This window comes from Streptomyces sp. CNP082 (genome assembly GCF_059570535.1).
Window position 1 is genome coordinate 1 of sequence record NZ_JCANSZ010000007.1, and the last position, 16,402, is coordinate 16,402.

Annotated in this window: 15 protein-coding genes; 3 read left to right on the forward strand and 12 right to left on the reverse strand. The window is 73.7% G+C overall.

Annotation, left to right across the window (positions count from 1 at the left end; translation table 11 throughout):
• The coding region (locus tag B124_RS08340) for a hypothetical protein (protein WP_496502056.1) at window positions 1-234 on the forward strand (234 nt) is incomplete at its 5' end.
• Window positions 235-245: 11 nt separating this feature from the next.
• Here the strand turns inward: B124_RS08340 and B124_RS08345 are convergent.
• The 4 genes from B124_RS08345 to B124_RS08360 form a co-directional block, all read right to left on the reverse strand.
• Window positions 246-1,775 (reverse strand): FGGY family carbohydrate kinase, encoded by a 1,530-nt coding sequence (locus B124_RS08345; protein ID WP_496502057.1) that lies wholly within the window; start codon window positions 1,773-1,775, stop codon window positions 246-248.
• A gap of 4 nt (window positions 1,776-1,779) precedes the next feature.
• Window positions 1,780-3,030, reverse strand: coding sequence for a sugar ABC transporter permease (locus B124_RS08350; protein ID WP_496502058.1), 1,251 nt, complete (start codon window positions 3,028-3,030; stop codon window positions 1,780-1,782).
• Window positions 3,027-3,863, reverse strand: coding sequence for an ATP-binding cassette domain-containing protein (locus B124_RS08355; RefSeq protein WP_496502059.1), 837 nt, complete (start codon window positions 3,861-3,863; stop codon window positions 3,027-3,029). Before B124_RS08355 ends, B124_RS08350 begins: the two co-directional genes overlap by 4 nt.
• Before the next feature lie 73 nt (window positions 3,864-3,936).
• The gene (locus tag B124_RS08360; RefSeq protein ID WP_496502060.1) at window positions 3,937-5,013 is read right to left on the reverse strand and encodes an ABC transporter substrate-binding protein; all 1,077 of its coding nucleotides are present in this window, start codon (window positions 5,011-5,013) and stop codon (window positions 3,937-3,939) included.
• Between the two features lie 356 nt (window positions 5,014-5,369).
• Between B124_RS08360 and B124_RS08365 the strand changes: the two genes are divergently transcribed.
• Window positions 5,370-6,146 carry a DeoR/GlpR family DNA-binding transcription regulator gene (locus B124_RS08365; protein ID WP_496502271.1) on the forward strand — a complete coding sequence of 259 codons (777 nt, stop codon included), beginning with the start codon at window positions 5,370-5,372 and terminating at the stop codon, window positions 6,144-6,146.
• Between the two features lie 134 nt (window positions 6,147-6,280).
• Here the strand turns inward: B124_RS08365 and B124_RS08370 are convergent, their stop codons facing one another.
• The 5 genes from B124_RS08370 to B124_RS08390 all read right to left on the reverse strand — a co-directional run bounded on the left by B124_RS08370 (window position 6,281) and on the right by B124_RS08390 (window position 12,678).
• Window positions 6,281-6,763, reverse strand: a complete 483-nt coding sequence (locus B124_RS08370) for a DUF5709 domain-containing protein (RefSeq protein WP_496502272.1) — start codon at window positions 6,761-6,763, stop codon at window positions 6,281-6,283.
• 605 nt (window positions 6,764-7,368) lie between these two features.
• Window positions 7,369-8,571 carry a globin domain-containing protein gene (locus tag B124_RS08375; protein WP_496502061.1) on the reverse strand — a complete coding sequence of 401 codons (1,203 nt, stop codon included), beginning with the start codon at window positions 8,569-8,571 and terminating at the stop codon, window positions 7,369-7,371.
• Window positions 8,572-8,679: 108 nt separating this feature from the next.
• Window positions 8,680-9,135 carry a GNAT family N-acetyltransferase gene (locus tag B124_RS08380; RefSeq protein ID WP_496502273.1) on the reverse strand — a complete coding sequence of 152 codons (456 nt, stop codon included), beginning with the start codon at window positions 9,133-9,135 and terminating at the stop codon, window positions 8,680-8,682.
• Window positions 9,136-9,262: 127 nt separating this feature from the next.
• Window positions 9,263-11,356: a polysaccharide pyruvyl transferase family protein gene (locus B124_RS08385; RefSeq protein ID WP_496502062.1), complete on the reverse strand. Its 2,094-nt coding sequence runs from the start codon at window positions 11,354-11,356 to the stop codon at window positions 9,263-9,265.
• Complete coding sequence (locus B124_RS08390) at window positions 11,353-12,678, reverse strand: tetratricopeptide repeat protein (RefSeq protein WP_496502063.1); 1,326 nt, start codon at window positions 12,676-12,678, stop codon at window positions 11,353-11,355. The genes B124_RS08385 and B124_RS08390 overlap by 4 nt, the downstream gene beginning before the upstream one ends.
• A 171-nt stretch (window positions 12,679-12,849) precedes the next feature.
• Here B124_RS08390 and prcB point away from each other — a divergent pair, with 171 nt between their 5' ends.
• The gene (prcB, locus tag B124_RS08395; RefSeq protein ID WP_496502274.1) at window positions 12,850-13,743 is read left to right on the forward strand and encodes a proteasome subunit beta; all 894 of its coding nucleotides are present in this window, start codon (window positions 12,850-12,852) and stop codon (window positions 13,741-13,743) included.
• A 90-nt stretch (window positions 13,744-13,833) separates the two neighbouring features.
• Here the strand turns inward: prcB and B124_RS08400 are convergent, their stop codons facing one another.
• The 3 genes from B124_RS08400 to B124_RS08410 form a co-directional block, all read right to left on the reverse strand.
• On the reverse strand, window positions 13,834-14,724 hold the full coding sequence (locus tag B124_RS08400; protein ID WP_496502275.1) for an aminoglycoside phosphotransferase family protein: 891 nt from the start codon (window positions 14,722-14,724) through the stop codon (window positions 13,834-13,836).
• Window positions 14,725-14,934: 210 nt separating this feature from the next.
• Window positions 14,935-15,159 (reverse strand): DUF397 domain-containing protein, encoded by a 225-nt coding sequence (locus tag B124_RS08405; protein ID WP_496502064.1) that lies wholly within the window; start codon window positions 15,157-15,159, stop codon window positions 14,935-14,937.
• A gap of 287 nt (window positions 15,160-15,446) precedes the next feature.
• Window positions 15,447-16,208: a S1 family peptidase gene (locus tag B124_RS08410; RefSeq protein ID WP_496502065.1), complete on the reverse strand. Its 762-nt coding sequence runs from the start codon at window positions 16,206-16,208 to the stop codon at window positions 15,447-15,449.
• Window positions 16,209-16,402: the final 194 nt, after the last annotated feature.

Here is a 16,402-nt window from a genome sequence, read left to right on the forward strand (position 1 = left end):
CGCGACGCCGTCTGCGACTTCGCCGCAGACTCCCGCCACGCCAACCCCTGGGCCGCCAGCCTCTACAACCGCGCCCGAACCCGCGGACACGACCACCCACACGCCGTCCGCATCCTCGCCCGCGCCTGGCTGTTCGTGATCTGGCACTGCTGGCAAGACGGCGTCGCCTACGACCCCACCCGGCACAGAGCCCTCCAGACCCTCCTCAACCAAGATCAACCGAACGCGGCTTGACACAGGGCTACTCATGCGCCGGCCCCGTCAGCCGTACGCTCCTGGCCCAGCGCCCACACCGGCCGGTGCAGCTCGCGCAGGCGCAGGAACTCGGCGTAGCGGCCGTCGGCGGCGCGGGCCGGGTCCGGTTCGTACGACGCGGCGATACGCACCTGGTGGGCCGCCGCCGTCGCGAAATCCGGCTCCCGGCCGGTGGCCACGGCGCCGCTCAGCCACGCGCCGCGGGCGCCGATCTCGGTGTCCGCGGGGATCGCCACGGGCACGCCCGTGACGTCGGAGATCAGCCGCATCCAGAACGCGCTGCGGGTGCCGCCGCCGCTGAGGGTCAGCAGGCCCGGCTCGGCCGGGGAGGCGGCGAGGCAGTCGCGGATGGCCAGGGTGACCCCCTCCACCACCGCGCGGGCCACGTCCTCCCGGCCGCTGTCCAGCGACAGGCCGGTCAGCGAGCCGCGGGCGGCCGGGTCGAAGAACGGCGCGCGCTCGCCCGCGGGGGAGAGGTACGGCATGAACCGCACCCCGGCGGTGTGCTCCGAGCCGCGCTCGGCCAGCTCCATCAACTCGGCGGCCGAGGCAAGACCGAGCAGCTTCGCGCCCCAGTCGAGCATGTCGCCGCCACTCATGGTGGGGAAGGCGCGCAGGTAGTGGCCGGGGACGCCGAGCGGGACGGTGATGCCCACGGGGTCGCCGGCGGCGCTGCCGTCCGGGCCCGCAGCGGGGGGAGCGTCGGTGACGATCTCGGTGGAGAGCGTGGTGCCGAGGATGGTGCACGCGCGGCCCGCGCTGACCGCGCCGGATCCGATCGCCGTGGCGCAGATGTCGTACGGCGCCAGCACCACCGGGATGCCCTCCGGCAGCCCGGTCTCGGCGCCGGCGGCGGCGTCCAGCGCGGTGACGCGGTGGTCGTCGTCGCGCAGCGGCGGCAGCAGGTCGCGGGCCCACTCAAGCCCGTACAGCTCGAACAGCCGGTCCGAGACGGTGCGTTCGGCGATGTCCAGGAACGGCGCCGCGGCCTCCGACTCGTCCACCGCCGCCTGCCCGGTGAGCTTGTAGAACAGCCAGCCGCCGCAGGTCAGCAGGTGCCGGGAGCGGGCGATACGGTCCGGGTCGTGCGCGCGCAGCCACGCCAGCACGGCGTTCGGCATGCCGGTGGACAGCCGCGAGCCGCAGATGCGGAACGCCTCGTCCACGGTCCCGTCCCGCTCCCAGCCGCCGACGATGCCGGCGGCGCGGCCGTCGTTCCACAGCACCGCGGGACCGGTGGGCTCGCCGTCGGCGCCGACCAGCCAGGCCCCGTCGCCCTGCCCGGTCACCGCGACGAACGCGGGCGGCGCGGGCAGCGCCTGGACCACCTCCCGGACGGCGGAGGCCACCGCGTCCCACACGACGGCCATGTCCTGCTCGGCCCAGCCCGGCCGGGGCCGCGTCACCCGGGTCGGGCGCCGGGCGGTCGTCAGCTCCTCGCCGTCCGGGCCGTAGCCGACGACCTTGACGACGGTGGTGCCGGCGTCGATCGCGATGGCGGTCCTGTCCTCGGTCCCCATGCCGTCAGCCCCTTCCGTGTGCCTGCCGCGACCGGCGGGCCGCGGAGTCCAGGGCCACGGCGACGAGCAGCACCAGGCCCGTGATGATGAAGCGGTACGAGGAGTCCAGGTTGAGCAGCGTCAGACCGCTGGAGATCGACTGGATGACCAGCACGCCCAGCAGCGCCGCGAACGCCGAACCCCGGCCGCCGAAGAGGCTGGTGCCGCCGATGACCGCGGCGGCGATGGCGTTGAGGTTGACGTCCGCGGTGCCAGTCGACTGGTTCGCCGCCGCCAGCCGCGCCGCGGCCAGCACGCCGCCGGTCGCCGCCAGTGCGGAGCACATGACGAACGCGGAGGTGTAGACGGCCCGGACGTTGATGCCGGCCCGGCGGGCCGCCTCCGCGTTGCCGCCCACCGCGTACAGGGACCGGCCGAGCTTCGTCTTGGTGAGGACGTAGTGCACCATCAGCACCAGGCTGACGAAGAGCATGAACATCCAGGGGACGCCGCGGGTGCGGTTCAGGTAGTAGACCGTGAACAGCAGCGCCGCGGCCAGCAGTCCGGCCTGCAGCCCGAGCCACTGCATCGACGCCGACGACAGCCCGGCGCGGCGCCGGCTGCGGGCCCGTACCCAGCCCACGGCGAGGAACCCGCCGGCCGCCGCGACCGCGAAGACGTAGGCCAGCGCCTCGGGGACGAACCACACCTGCGCGAACTTCACCAGCGGCGAGTCGAACGGGATGTTGATGGCGTTCTGGTCGCGCAGCAGCCACAACTGCACACCCAGGAAGGCCAGCAGCCCGCCCAGGGTGACGACGAAGCTGGGCACGCCGAAGCGGTTGAGTATCTGGCCGTAGAGCCAGCCGATCGCGCAGCCGCCGGCGATCGCGACGGCCAGGGCCCACACCAGCGGCTGCTCGTGCTTGACCATGACCACGGCGGTGGCCGCGGCCGAGACGCCGCTGACCGAGCCGACCGACAGGTCGATCTGGCCGACCAGCAGCACGCAGACGATGCCCAGGGCGATGACGCCGAGCGGCACCATCTCGAAGGCCAGGTTCACCAGGTTGGTGCTGGACAGGAAGGTCTGGTTCAGCGCCTGGAAGATCGTCCAGATGACCACGATGCCGCCGACGACGGGCAGCATGCCGAGGTCGCCGTCGCGGGTGCGGCGGACGGCGGCGCGCACGCTGTCGCCGATGCCCTGGGGCGTCGTCAGCCGCTCGTCCTGCCGGTCGGCGGTCTTGCCCAGCGGAGTGTCCAGGGATGTCACGGCAGTTCCTGCTCCTTTCGCACAGCCGCGTCCGTCCGCGCCTCGCCGGCTGCGGCTACGCGGGCGGCGCGCTGCGCGACCACGTTGTCCACCGCGCCGGTGATCGCGGCCACGACCTGCTCCGAGGTGACGGTGCGGGCGTCGAAGACGCCGTTGTTGCGGCCGAGGCGGAGCACCGCCACCCGGTCGGCGACGGCCCGTACGTCGTCCATGTTGTGGCTGATCATGACGACGCCGAGGCCGTTGCCCTTCAGCCGCTCGATGAGGTTCAGCACCTCGGCCGTCTGCGCCACGCCGAGCGCGGCGGTCGGCTCGTCGAGGAGGATGACCTCGGGCCTGCCCAGCAGCGCCCGGGTGATCGCCACCGTCTGCCGCTGGCCGCCGGAGAGGGCGGCCACCGGCACGTCGAGGGTGGGGATACGGGCCGACAGCTCGCGCAGCAGCTCCCAGGAGCGGGTCTCCATGGTGACCTCGTCCAGCATCCAGGGCCGCAGCTCCTGGCCGAGGAAGAGGTTCGCCTTGACGTCGAGGTTCTCGCACAGCGCCAGGTCCTGGAAGACGGTGGCGATGCCGATGGCCTGCGCGTCGGCCGGGGAGCCGAGCGAGACCTCCCGGTCGTGGAAGGAGATGGTGCCCCCGTCGGGGGTGTAGACCCCCGACAGGATCTTCACCAGCGTGGACTTGCCGGCGCCGTTGTCGCCGACGACGGCCACCACCTCGCCGGCGGCCACGTCGAGGTCGATGCCGGTGAGCGCGGCGACGGCGCCGAACTGCTTGCTGACGCCGCGCAGGGACAGCACGGTGGGCGCGGCCGGGGCGGCGGGGGCTGTCATCGTGACCCTTTTCCTTTCGTTTCGCGGGGTGGGAAGCGGGTGGGAGACCGGGTGGCCAGGTGCCGCGTACCGGTCAGCTGATCCCGAGGCTGTCGCAGTCCTTGGCGTATTCGCGGGTGCAGACCTTGTCGACCTCAAGCACGCCGTCGGGGCCGAAGATGACCTCCTTGAGGTTCTCCTGCGTCACGACAGTCGGCTGGAAGAGCTGGGACGGCGTGTCGAAGAGCTGGGTGTCGGGCTTCGGCTTCTCGCCCTCCATGAAGGCGTACGTGACCTCGGCGGCGGCCTCCGCGACGGTCTTGATCGGCTTGGAGATGGTGTTGTACTGGTCGCCCGCGATGATCCGCTGAACGGCCGCAAGCTCCGCGTCGTTGCCGGTCACCGGCGGGACCTGGGCCTCGGCCGCCTTGAACGCGGCGATCGAACCGCCGCCGGTACCGTCGTTGGCCGCGACCACACCGGCGATCTGGCCGGAGTACTGGGAGATCTGGCCGCTCACCCACTGCTGGGCCTTCTCCGGCGACCAGTCGGGTGTGTCGTACTCGGCGAGCAGCTTGTAGCCGCTGTCGTCGACGGCCTTGTGGATGCCCTTCTTGATCAGCCCGGCGGCGGCGTCCGTCGGCGAGCCGTTGACCTGGAGGATGCCGCCCTTGGCGGACTCCTTGTCGAGGTGGTCGACGAGCGACTGGCCGATGGACTGGCCGATCGCCTCGTTGTCGAACGAGACGTAGAAGTCGGCGGGCTTGGTGGGGATCGGCCGGTCGTACGCGATGACCTTGACGCCCTGCGACTGCGCGGTCTGCACGATGGTCGCCGCCGACTCGGAGTCGACCGGGTCCAGGACGATGACCTTGGCGCCCTGCGCCATGGCGGAGTTGGCCTGCTGCTGCTGGAGGGCGGCGTCGCTGTCGGCGTTCTGGTAGATGACCTTGCACTCGTCGCAGAGTTCGCCCATGCGCTTCTTGAACAGCGGGGCGTCGTACTGCTCGTAGCGCGTGGAGGCCAGGTCAGGCATGAGGAACGCGACCTTGCCGGCCCCGGTGCCGCCGCCCTCGCCGTCGTCACCCGAACCGCCGGGTTCCTCGGCGCACGCGGTCAGTGCGCCGGTGGCGAGGATGCCGGCGAGAGCAAAACTGGCCAGTCTTCTCATGTTCCACTCCTTGCTCGTGTCCTTGCCCGTGGGCGCTGGGGGCGCTGGCGCTGGAGGCGCTGGGCGCTTGGAAGGCGACGCACACGAAACTCGGATGTTTCATTCGTGTCAACGGGCCTCAGAAAATGAACAATGGACCCCGGCTATGCACCCCTTTGTGTGTTCGGTCGATCAGGGGCGGCTAACATCGAGTCGATGGCTGATGCGGTGGGGGGCTATGGCAGCGCAGGCAGTCGCGTCGCCATCCGCTTCGTACGCCGCGCTGAGTAGCGCGTAGCAACCGGACGCGGGAATGTTCACTTCACAGAAAGAGAACAGGAGTTTCCATGGGGGCAGAGACCCGGCAGCCGGCCGACATGAGCGGGCGAAAGCCGCGGGAGCGTAGAGAACAGATCAAAGGCCGCGTCGTGGACGAAGGGTTCGTCCGCATCGAGCAGTTGGCCGACGAACTCGGCGTGACCCCCATGACCATCCGCCGGGACCTCGACCACCTGCAGAGCAGAGGCTGGCTCCGCAAGGTCCGCGGCGGCGCCACCGCCCAGCCCTCGACCGCCTTCCACGGCGACGTACGCCACCGCACCCAGGCGATGACGGCGGAGAAGAACGCCCTGGCCCGCGCCGCGCTGCCGCTGGTCAAGTCCGGCCAGTCGATCATCATCGACGACAGCACCACGGCCCTGGCCCTGACCCGCCTGCTCACCCAGCAGGCCCCGCTGACCGTCATCACCAACTTCGTCCCGGTCACCCAGGTCCTCGCCGGCAGCCCCGGCATCGAGCTGATCTCCCTGGGCGGCACGTACTACCCCGCGTACGACGCCTTCCTCGGCCTGCGCACGGTCGACGCGGTCACCAGCCTCTACGCCGACACCCTTTTCGCCTCCACGACGGCGATCACCCGCGGCCACTGCTACCACCAGTCGCAGGAGACGGTCGCGGTCAAACGCGCGCTGATGGAAGCCTGCGCCCGCAAGATCCTCCTGGTCGACCACACGAAGTTCCACCGCAGGGGCCTGTACCAGCTCGCCCCGGTGACGGCGTTCGACCTGGTCATCGTCGACTCGGGCATCCCGCCGGCGGACCTGGACGCGCTGCAGGCGGACGGGGTGGAGGTGCTGGTGACGCACCCGGAGTGAGGCGGGGGCGGCCGTTGCGGTACGGGGCTGCGGTTGCGTGACTGCGGTTGCGTGACTGGGGCTACGTGACTGGGGCTACGGGACGTGGCTGCGGCTGCGGGGCTGCGGCTGCGGACGCGGTTCGGCGCCCGTTCTCAAGGGAGATCGTCGAGCGAGCGGTCCTCCTCCTCCTCGTCGACGACGTGGACGGCGGCCTCCTCCGCGGAGGCGGCGGCGCCGTTGATGCCCGCGTCCTTGGCGACCATGTCCTTCTCCTCGTCCTCGTGCGCGCCCTCGTCCGGCGCGACGAGGCGCCCGGCCCGGAGGTCGCCGACCTCGGCGTCGATCAGCTCACCGTCGCTGTCGGCCATGTCCCCGACGCCGTCGTCGTCGGGGAAGACGGGCAGATCGGGGACCTCCTCGGCGAGCCGCTCGTCCAGCGACTCGCCGCGGCGCTGCTCGCCGGCGGTGACACCGGTGTGCTCGACGCCCCGGGGCCGCTCGGGCGGGGAGTACCCCTCGTCCAGAGGGTCGACGTACCCGTCGAGGGTGTCCTCGGGCGGCAGCAGCCCCTCGTCGTCCTGCGCCCCGTCATCGGGCGCGCCGGAGGCGTTGGGCTGGTAGACCTCGTCGCCCATGGCGCTGTCCTCTCCGCCGTCGCCGTCGCTGCCCGTCACACGCGCCTCCTGTGGAGAAGTCCCCGGTGGGGTCATCCTCGGCGCCACCCGGGCCCCGGGACACCCGGGACGGCCCGATCGGGTGGCGGGGCGTGCAGGGCGGGGGCCTGGGCGTCGGGCGGGAGAGTCCCACGGCGGTCGTCGCGTTCACCCGTATGGGCCTGGACGGCGGTGATCGTCGACCGCAGCAGCTCCGCTGCGGTCGTCGGCAGGGGCCAGTACCCACCACCCAGGTGCCGTATGGCGGCGTCGGTGTGCGGTGGGGTGCGTCTCGTTGGGCAACAGTCGGGTCGCGTGGGTGGTTTGTGCGTGTTTGGCTTGGGGGTTACCCGGAGTTTGTCCCCGTGGCGTGCGCTCACCCCCGTACCCGGCCCCCGGACGGCCGGTGGCACGTCTCGCAGGTCCGCCCCGCGCCGGGGCCGCCCCGGCTGATTTCGTACCCCCGCTTCCGTCGTCCTCCGGGTCCCGCCCGTCACCCGCGGCCGGGTTCCTGCGGCGCCTTCCCTCCTCACTGCCGACAGTTGGCAGTGGTGAAGTCGCACGTACCCCCGGAATATGCCCCGCCCTCAGCGGTCCGCCGGGTTGATCCACTGCGGCTCCGACGGCTGCAGGAACCACCCCGCGTGCCCCGGGTCCCGCTTCGACCGTTCCGGGGACGGCACATGGTCGTACGCGATCTGTTCCGGCGGCGTTCCGAACCCCCGCAGCAACTCCCGGGTGTCCGTGATGAACTGCGCCGGGCCCGACACGTACACCCGGTGCTCCGGCCAGTCCGTGTGTGCCGCGAGGGCCGTCTCCAGGCGGCGGGCCGCCGCGCCCTGGCGCTCCATGCGCTCCGGTGTGATCACCGTGACGTCCACCCACGAGTGGTGCTTGCGCAGCGCCTCGACGGCCTCCGGGTCGTAGATGTGCTCCCGGCTGCGGGCCACCAGGAACAGCCGGGCCGTAGTGGGCGTCCAGCGGCGGACCATGTCCTCCAGCAGTGCCCGTACCGGGGACCAGCCCGTGCCCGCCGCGATGAAGGTCACCGGCTGGCCCGCGTGCTTCGGGAGGACCGCCGTGCCTGCCGGGGCGCCGAGGCGGAGGGTGTCGTTCGGGGTGATCCGATCCACCAGAAACGGGCTCAGCAGGCCGCCGTCGACCCGGCTGACGTGCAGGTCCAGCGTGCGGTCGGCGCGCGCGGCGCAGCCGATGGAGTACGGGCGCCACACCCGCGGCACCTGCGGCGCGGAGACGCTGACGAACTGCCCCGCGGCGTACGGCAGCGTCCGGTCCGGGAGGAGGGTGAGGACCGTGACCCCCGGGGCGGCCCGGTGGCGGGCGACGACCCGGCAGTCCCACCAGCGCGGCGTCTGCTGCTTCTCCGCCTCCTCGCTGCCGCCGATCATCGCCTCGGAGAGGATCTTGTACGCGCCGAGCCACGCCTGCTCGGTCTCCTCGTCCCAGGTGTTCGGCAGCCCGAAGCGCAGGGCGGCGATCAGGCTCTCGCCGACCGCCGCGTAGTGCTCGGGGCGGGCGTCGAACTTGCGGTGGTCGCGTCCCAGCGTCGCCAGGTAGCGCGGCAGATCCGGGTCGTCGAGGCGCTGCACGACGAGAGTGAGGGCGGCGAAGAGGCGGTCGCGCTGCTCGGACATGTCCGCGGGGAAGAGCTCGCGGACCCCCGGATTGCGGGCAAACAGATGCGAATAGAAATATTTGGCCACATGATCGGCTCTGCGTTCAACTCGGGCAAAACTCGCCCGGATTCGCTCGTTTGCATCCACGCACACGCACGGTACTGACCCATGGGTCCCTTCTTCAACACGACCTCGAACAAGTTTCCCAAGTCGGCACCGAATGTCTGTTCCGCCCGGGGCACAGCAAGTGGAAGTGACCCCTCAGAGCCGGATCTCCAGCACCCTTCCCGGCCACACCGGCCGCCCGGGACGCGCCACCTCGAACGTCCCGCTCGGCGTGAATCCCAGCCGCTCGTACTGCGCCGCCAGCGCGCCGTCCCCGCCGCCGTAGCAGTCCACCCGCAGCAGCCCCACCCCCTGGCGTGCCGCCTCCGCCCGTGCGTCCGCCACCAGCGCCGCGCCCACCCCCGCGCCGCGCAGCGCCCGGTCCGTGACCAGCAGCCGGACGTACACCTCCGGCTCCCCGGCCGCCGGTACGAACTCCTGCGGCTCCCCGGCGAGCACGCTCACCCCCGCGACCCCGCCCTGCGGCGTCTCCGCGACCCGTACCAGGAAGTCCCGGGCGTACGCCTCCAGCTGCGCCACCCGCTCCGGCAGCCCCGAGAACGGCTCCGTGCCCCACTGGCCGGTCCGCCCCTGCTCCGTCAGCCACGCCACCGCCCCGTCCATCAGCGCGAGCATGGCGGGGACGTCGGCGGGGCCACCTGTGCGTATCTTCATCCCGGGAATCTAACCCGGGCCGGGCGCCGCGCGCCTACGGCGCCTCCCGGGGCCGCTCCAGGCCCTACCGCTCCAGGCCCAGCGCCGGCCGCAGCTCCGCCAGGTTGTCCTGCGTCACCTTCCACAGCAGCCGCTGCCGGTCCAGCACGTCCGCCACCGCCGCAGCGTGGTCGTCCAGCACCGCCGCGGCCCGCTCCGCCAGCACCTCCGCCAGCCGCTCGTCGTCCACCCGCACACCCCACTCCGGGCGGTCGATGTCGGCCAGGAAGTAGGCGAGCTTCGGGTGCGAGACCAGGCTCAGCACCGGCGTGCCGCACCCGAAGGGGATCATGCCCGCGTGCCCGCGCATCCCGATGACCAGCCGCGTACGGCGGTACGCGGCGCGGATCTCGTCGTTGCCGCGGTCGTACAGCGCCTCCACGGGCAGCGCGATCCCGTGCTCCCGGCGCAGGTCGTGCGCGAACTGCTCGTCCGCCGTCGTGTGCGCCGCCACCCGCACCTCCACCCGCTCGCCCAGCGCGCGCACCACCCGCGCCATCGCGTCCAGGAACCGCGGGTAGCCGCCGCCGAAGCGCATCCCCGCCCTGTCGTACGCGCAGTTGACCAGCACCGTGTCGGCGCGCTGGACCGCGGCGCCGTCCCAGCCGGGCTGGAGCAGCCGCATCAGGGTGGTGGGGCAGGGCTGGTACGCGACCCGGTCGCGCAGGTGCGCCGGCAGCAGCTCCCGTACCCGCTCCACCGAGCCGCGGTTGCGCAGCCCGAAGAACGCGGAGCGCTCCACCAGCGCCGCGAGGCTCTCGCGGAAGCGGCTGCGGCGGTAGGACTGGCCGGGAAAGACGTTGTAGCCCACGGCGAAGACGGCCAGCGGCACGTCGATACGGGCCAGCAGCTCGTCCGGCACGTTCCACTGCCACGCGCTGGTGCCGTTCGGCCAGGTGTCGGGCAGGAACAGCCCGCCCCCGCCGACGACGAGGCCGCGGCGCGCGTTGACCTCCGCCAGCGCCTCCTCGTCGAAGAGCCGGTGCACGGGCACCGGGTGCCACCGGCGCGCGGAGGCATCGGGGCCGAAGCAGAGCCGGACGGCCTCGGGCAGCACCTTGTCGCCGGCGTTCTCCTGGCCGGTGGCGTACGCGGCGGCGTGCGCGAGCTGGGTGGAGACCACCGACGCCTCCCCTTGGTGCCCCGCGAACTCCGGCAGCCCGTAGCCGCCGTGGAGCAGCGCCCGGCAGGTGCGGTTGGTCGGCTCGGCGTCCAGGCCCTCGCGCGCGTACGCCCGCGACCGCTCCTCGTCGCCGCGCAGCCAGGCCAGCCGGGCGAGCTGGCTGAACGCCTTCGGTGCCAGCTCGGGGGCCGCGGCGGCGAGCAGGAGGTGGGTCTCGGCCTCGTCGTAGCGGGAGACGGCCATCAGTGCCGCGCCCATCGTCTCGTGGAAGCGCGGCTGGTCGGCCCGCGGGCGGGCGGCGGAGAGCGCGTCCACGGCCTCCTCGTACGCGCCGAGCGTGCGCAGCCCGAGTGCGGTGCGGCGGGCGAGGTCGGTGGTGGGGCGCAGCCGGAGCAGGGGCGGGCCGTAGTGGAGGAGCAGTTCGGGGTGCTGGCGGTGGGCGGGGAGCGTGCAGTACGCGCGCCAGAACTGCTCGTCGGTCAGGTCGTAGCGGGCGCGGGCCGCGTCGGACGGGTCGCGCAGGACGGCGAGGTCGGCGGCGGCGAGCCAGCGGGGGTGCAGTTCTGTGACGTTGTCGTACGCGTCCTCGGCGGCACCGTCGGCGAGGGGGAGTTCGACGATCCGGGGGTGCAGCCGGCGGGCCGCGGCCAGCACGTCGTCCGGCAGGCCGTCGTGGCGGAGCAGGAAGTCCTCGCAGACGCCGGGGTTGGCCAGGGCGAGGCTGCGGAGCAGGGCGGGCAGCCCCGCGGCGTGACCGGGGTCGGCGGCGTCGACGCGGCAGGCGAAGGCGGTGCGGGGCGCGCGGCGGGAGGCGGGGGCCGCAGGGGCCGGCGCGGGGCGGGCGGCGTCGCGGGGCGGGGCCGGGGCCGGGCCGGCGGTCGAACCGGTGGCCGGGCCGGCGGCTGAGTCGGCGGCCGGGCCCGTGGCCGGGTCGGTGGTCGCGCCGGGGGAGACGGCCGGCGGGGCGGCGGGGGAGCGGGGGGCGGAAGGCGTCATCGCAGGGCGGTCCTCGTCTTCGTACGGTCCTTCGCCCGGGACCCGATCCAGCGGCGCTCCTCGGGCCGCAGCCGGCCCGCGCCGTGGACGTCGAGCCGCGGGCTGACGTCGAGGTGGTCCAGCAGCCGCAGCACGGTGAACGCGGCGCTGGTCTGCGGCCCCCAGGCGCCGTCGCCGAGCAGCGCCGGGTCCTGCAGCGGGCGGCGCAGCGAGGCGTCGCCGAGCCCGTCCTGCGCGCCGGGCACCGCGCGGCGGACCGCCTCCCGCCACGTCTCGCCCGGGTCGGCGAAGAGCAGCCGGACGCCGGCGGGCCGATGCCACGACGTGCAGGCCGGATCGGCGACGGCGTGCACATCGGCCCGCTCGCCGCCGGGGAAGTCGTCGCAGCGGACGACGAGTTCGTAGTCGCCGGCGGCCTCGAACCGGCCGGGCCCGACGACGACGCAGACGCTCTTCCCGGCGACCAGGCCGCGGAAGTCGGCGACGCCGACGGGGCGGGCGCCGGCGAGGAGCGGGTCGGCCATGCGGCCCTGGTCGAGGAGCCGGCAGTACGTCCCGTACCGCCCGGCGAGCTCCCGCACCCGCGCGTCCCCGGCCCCGTACCGGCTCAACTGCTCCCCGGCGTACGCGGTGAAGGCGTCCCGCACGACCGCGGGCATCGCCTCGGCGCCGACCGCCGCGGCGAACTCCCGCCCGGCGCCGGCCTCCACACCGCCGTCCTCCGGGAACAGCGCCACCGCCGCCGCCAGGCACTCCCGCTTCTCGCGCGCCAGCGCCAGCCGCACCGGCGTCTGCGGATGCGTGCTGCCCAGCGCCAGCGTCCGTTCGTACGCGTCCGTCGCCGCCGCCGCGTGGCCCAGCGCGTCCAGGGCGTGCGCGCGCAGCCGCCACGCGGCGCGGGACTTCGCGCGCAGCGCCAGGCCGGTGTCGGCCAGCTTCACCGCGAGCAGCAACTCCCGTTCGCCGCCCGCCTCCACCGCCCGGTCGCCGGCCCGCAGCAGGGTGTCGAACAGCTCCGTGTCCACCGCCTCGCGGCGCGGCGGCGGGGCGGTGCCCAGCAGTTCGCCGAGCGCCGCCACCAGGGCCGTACGGGCGGGTCCCGGGCCCACGCCCGGCCTTGGCGGGCCGGCGGTGTCCTTGTCGGCAGGCTTGTCGGCGGCCTTGTCAGCGGCCTTGTCAGCGGCGCCCTCGGCTGCCGTGTCGGCGGCACCCCCGGCCGTCAGCCCGGCCAGGTATCCGGTGCACAGCCGGGCGCACTCCGCGAGCGCGAGCGTCTGCGCCGCCCTGGCCCGGCGGGACGGTCTGGATCGCGGAGTCTGCATCGTGCTCCTGTTCGTGCGGCAGGGTGCGACTGTTCCGCAGCCGCCGACGCCCGGTTTGGCCACGTGGCAGACGTGAGATGAACTCTGCGCGAAGCTCAGGTCGCGGCTGCGGTCCGCGGTGAACGGCTGGGCTCAGGAGCGTGCGGGTAGGGTCGGACGGTGCCCGACCGGATCGAAGAGTCGACGAAGGGAACCGCCGTGGAGCAACTGCCGCCCGAATTCCTCACCCCCGGCTCGTCGTCGTTCGTCGACTTCCTCGCCGCCTACGCCCCCGAGCAGCTCCCCGCCGGCCGCCGGCTCCCCGGCGCGGGCGAAGGCGCCGGAGCCGCCGCTGGGTACGCCGGGGGGGCTGCCGCGATCGACATACCCCACGGCACCACCATCGTCGCCGCCGCCTACGCCGACGGCGTCCTGATCGCCGCCGACCGCCGCGTCACCCTGGGCAACGGCATGATCGCGCACCGGGACTTCGAGAAGGTCTTCCCGGCCGACGAGTTCTCCGCCGTCGGCATCGCCGGCTCCACCGGCATGGCCGAGGAGATGGTCCGCCTGCTGCGCCTGGAGCTGGAGCACTACGAGAAGATCGAGACCGTCCCGCTCTCCCTGGAGGGCAAGGCGAACCGCCTGGGCACCCTCATCCGCGACAACCTCGGCCCCGCCATGCAGGGCCTCGCCGTCGTGCCGCTCTTCGCCGGGTACGACCCGCGCAGCGGGGCCGCGCGGATCTACTCGTACGACATCACCGGCGGGCGCGCGGAGGAGAAGGGCTTCGGGGGCACCGGCTCGGGGTCGGTGTACGCGCGCGGCGCGCTGAAGAAGCTGTACCGCGAGGGCATGAGCGAGGACGACGCCGTGACGATGGCGGTGCAGGCGCTCTACGACGCGGCGGAGGACGACAGCGCCACCGGCGGCCCCGACGCCACGCGCCGCATCTACCCGCTCGTCTGCACCGTCACTGCGGAGGGCTGCCGGCGGCTCGACGAGGCCAGGGTGGCGGAGCTGTCGCTCGCGGTGCTGGAGGGCCGCCGCAGCCGCCCGGACGGGCCGAACGCACCGCTGGCGTAAGCCGGTTCGGGTACGTCGCCGCAGGCGGGACCCGATTCCGGCCCGCTGCCCGGGCCCGCCGCCCGCGGGCCGGCTTCCGGCCCGTACCCCCTACACACCCGCCAGCCGTGCCAGCAGCCGCGCCTCCTCCAGCACCTCCGCCCCGCCCGCGACGTCCTTGTGCTCCGCGCTCCACAGCGCCGCCTCCACCCGCCGGGCCACCGCCCACGCCGCCAGCCGCCCGGCGTCCTCGCCCAACTCGCCGGCGAGCAGCGCCAGCCGGGCGGCGACCGTACGCGGCGGGTCGGCGGTGGCGAAGGGGCCGTCGATCTGCTCCAGCAGGGGACAGGGGTCGTAGCCCCGGTCACCGGTCATCGGCTTGGCGTCGATGGCCAGCCAGGGGCGGCGGCCCGCGGCCAGGACGTTGCCGGGGTTGAAGTCGCCGTGTACGACGGCCTCGCGCGCGGCGCTGCCCGGCAGTTCGCGCAGCAGCCGGGCGCCGAGGGCGACGAGCCCCGCGTCGTAGCCGGGGCGCAGCCGCACCATCCGCTCCTCGACGAGGCCGGCCCACTCGGCGCACACGTCCGCGACGCGTTCGAGGCCGCAGTCCTCCGGCACCGGGGCGCTCCACAGCTCGTGCAGCACCTCGGCGCCGAGCCGCAGCCGGTGTGCCGCGTCCAGGCCGTCGGCCGCGCCGAGTTCGGTGCCGGGCGTGCAGCGCTCCAGGAGCAGGGCGTAGTGCCCGGGGTCGTGGGCGAGGAGGCGTACGGCGCCGCGGCCGTCCCAGATCCGCAGGCCCTCGGCCTCACCGGCGGCCTCGCGGTGCGGCCAGGTCACCTTGAACACGGCATCGGTGCCGTCCGGCAGCCGCGCCGGCGCCACCCAGGAGCAGCTTCCGCCCCTGAACGGCGCGCCGAACCGCAGCGACCAGCGCGTACGCAACTCCTCCACCAGCTCCGGCAGTCCCGCCAGCCAGGCGCGTCCGGAGGCGTGCCGGCGCATCTCCGTGAGCACCGGCAGGCCGGGCGGGAAGAGGGACTGCGGGGCAGTGCGGGGCAGGTCAGGAGAGGGCGCGGGGTCGGTCACCGTACGCACGCTACCCCGGCGGGAGCCCGGGCGGCCTCCGCCCGAGGGGCTGTGGTTTGCCGACTGCGGGCGTGCCACTGCGAGCGTCCGGCTGCTGTCTGCCGGCTGCCGGCGTCCGGCCGTGCGCTACGCCTCGAAGGCCCCCGACTTGACGCCGGCGACGAACGCTTCCCAGGCGTCCGCGGTGAAGACCAGGGCGGGGCCGTGCGGGTCCTTGCTGTCGCGCACCGGGACCAGAGTGGCGTGGAAGCCGTCCGCGACCTCAAGGCAGGCGGTCGCCGTGCCGTCGCTGTAGCTGGTCTTGCGCCACCGGGCATCACTCAGGTCGAACCGGTCATTCCATGCGGTCATGGCGCCCAGTCTTCCGTCCGCGGCCGGAGCGGGGCAAGGGATTGTCAGTTGGACAAAGCGGCACTCCGCCGCGGAGGGGCTGGCCGCGGCGGAGCGCTGCGGATCGGGGACACCGGGGAGGAAGTGGCCGTCCCCGCTCGTGGGTCCGCCCACCCGCCCCGCGCGCAGTCAGGCGGGACAAGCAGGGCAGGTGGGCGGAGTGTGGACGGATGCGCCCGGTCCGGGCGTGCCGGCGTACGGACCGGGTGCATCCGCCCGGCTTCAGGTGCCGTGCGGCCCGGGGGGCCTCAGACACCGGCGATGGACTGGATCCAGTCCCGGTACCGCGTGACGTTCGTGTACGCGGTGGTGGTCTGCCGGTCGCTGGTGGACGCGACGCCGACCTGGGCGCCGTTCGCCATCATCGGCCCGCCGGAGTCGCCGCCGGCCGTGATGCCGTCGCCGCGCCGGGCACAGATGGCGTTGCCGCCGTAGGCGTCGCTGCAGCCGCCGGTGACGGTGACGTTGGCGACCTTCAGGTACTGGGACTGGCAGTTGATCTCGGAGCCGCACTGCGAGGTCGCGCCCCAGCCGTAGACCTGTACGTTCTGGCCGACCGTCACCGAGCCGGGCTGGCCGAGCGTGGCGTACGTGGCGGAGACGGACCGGTCGAGGCGGACCAGCGCCAGGTCGGAGGAGTGGGTGTAGGTCTGCACGCCGTTGGCGAGGGTGCCGCCGCTGGTCTGGTCGAGGCTGCCGATGCGGAAGGACAGCCCGCCGCCGCTGACGCAGTGCTTGGCGGTGAGGATCCAGGTCGGCGCGATGATCGAAGCGGTGCACGTCTGCTGGCCGTTGGAGAACAGCCGCGCGGCCCAGGGGCCGCTCTGGGCGTAGCCGCCGCCGATGATCTTCGTGGACGGCGGGCCGTCGGACGTACGGGCCTGGGTCGTCGCGGGGACGTCGGAGGCGCCGCGGGCGGACGTGTGGTCCGCGGCGACTGCCGTGCCGCCGATGGTGAGGGCGGCCAGCAGGGCGGCGACCAGTGTGGGGAGTGATCTGGTTATTCGCAAGGTTCCTCGATTCCGATGGCACGCGGGCTCCGGTGGGCCCGCGCGTGGAGGGCCAGGGAAGTACCAGCCGTCAGGATTCCGGAAACCGGGAGTTCGCGGTAATCACAACTTCCCATAACGCGCAGCGATGGCAGCGGCGGCGGCGTGCACCCGCGACGCCCGCCGCCGGAACGCCCCCGAAAACACCGCGCGGC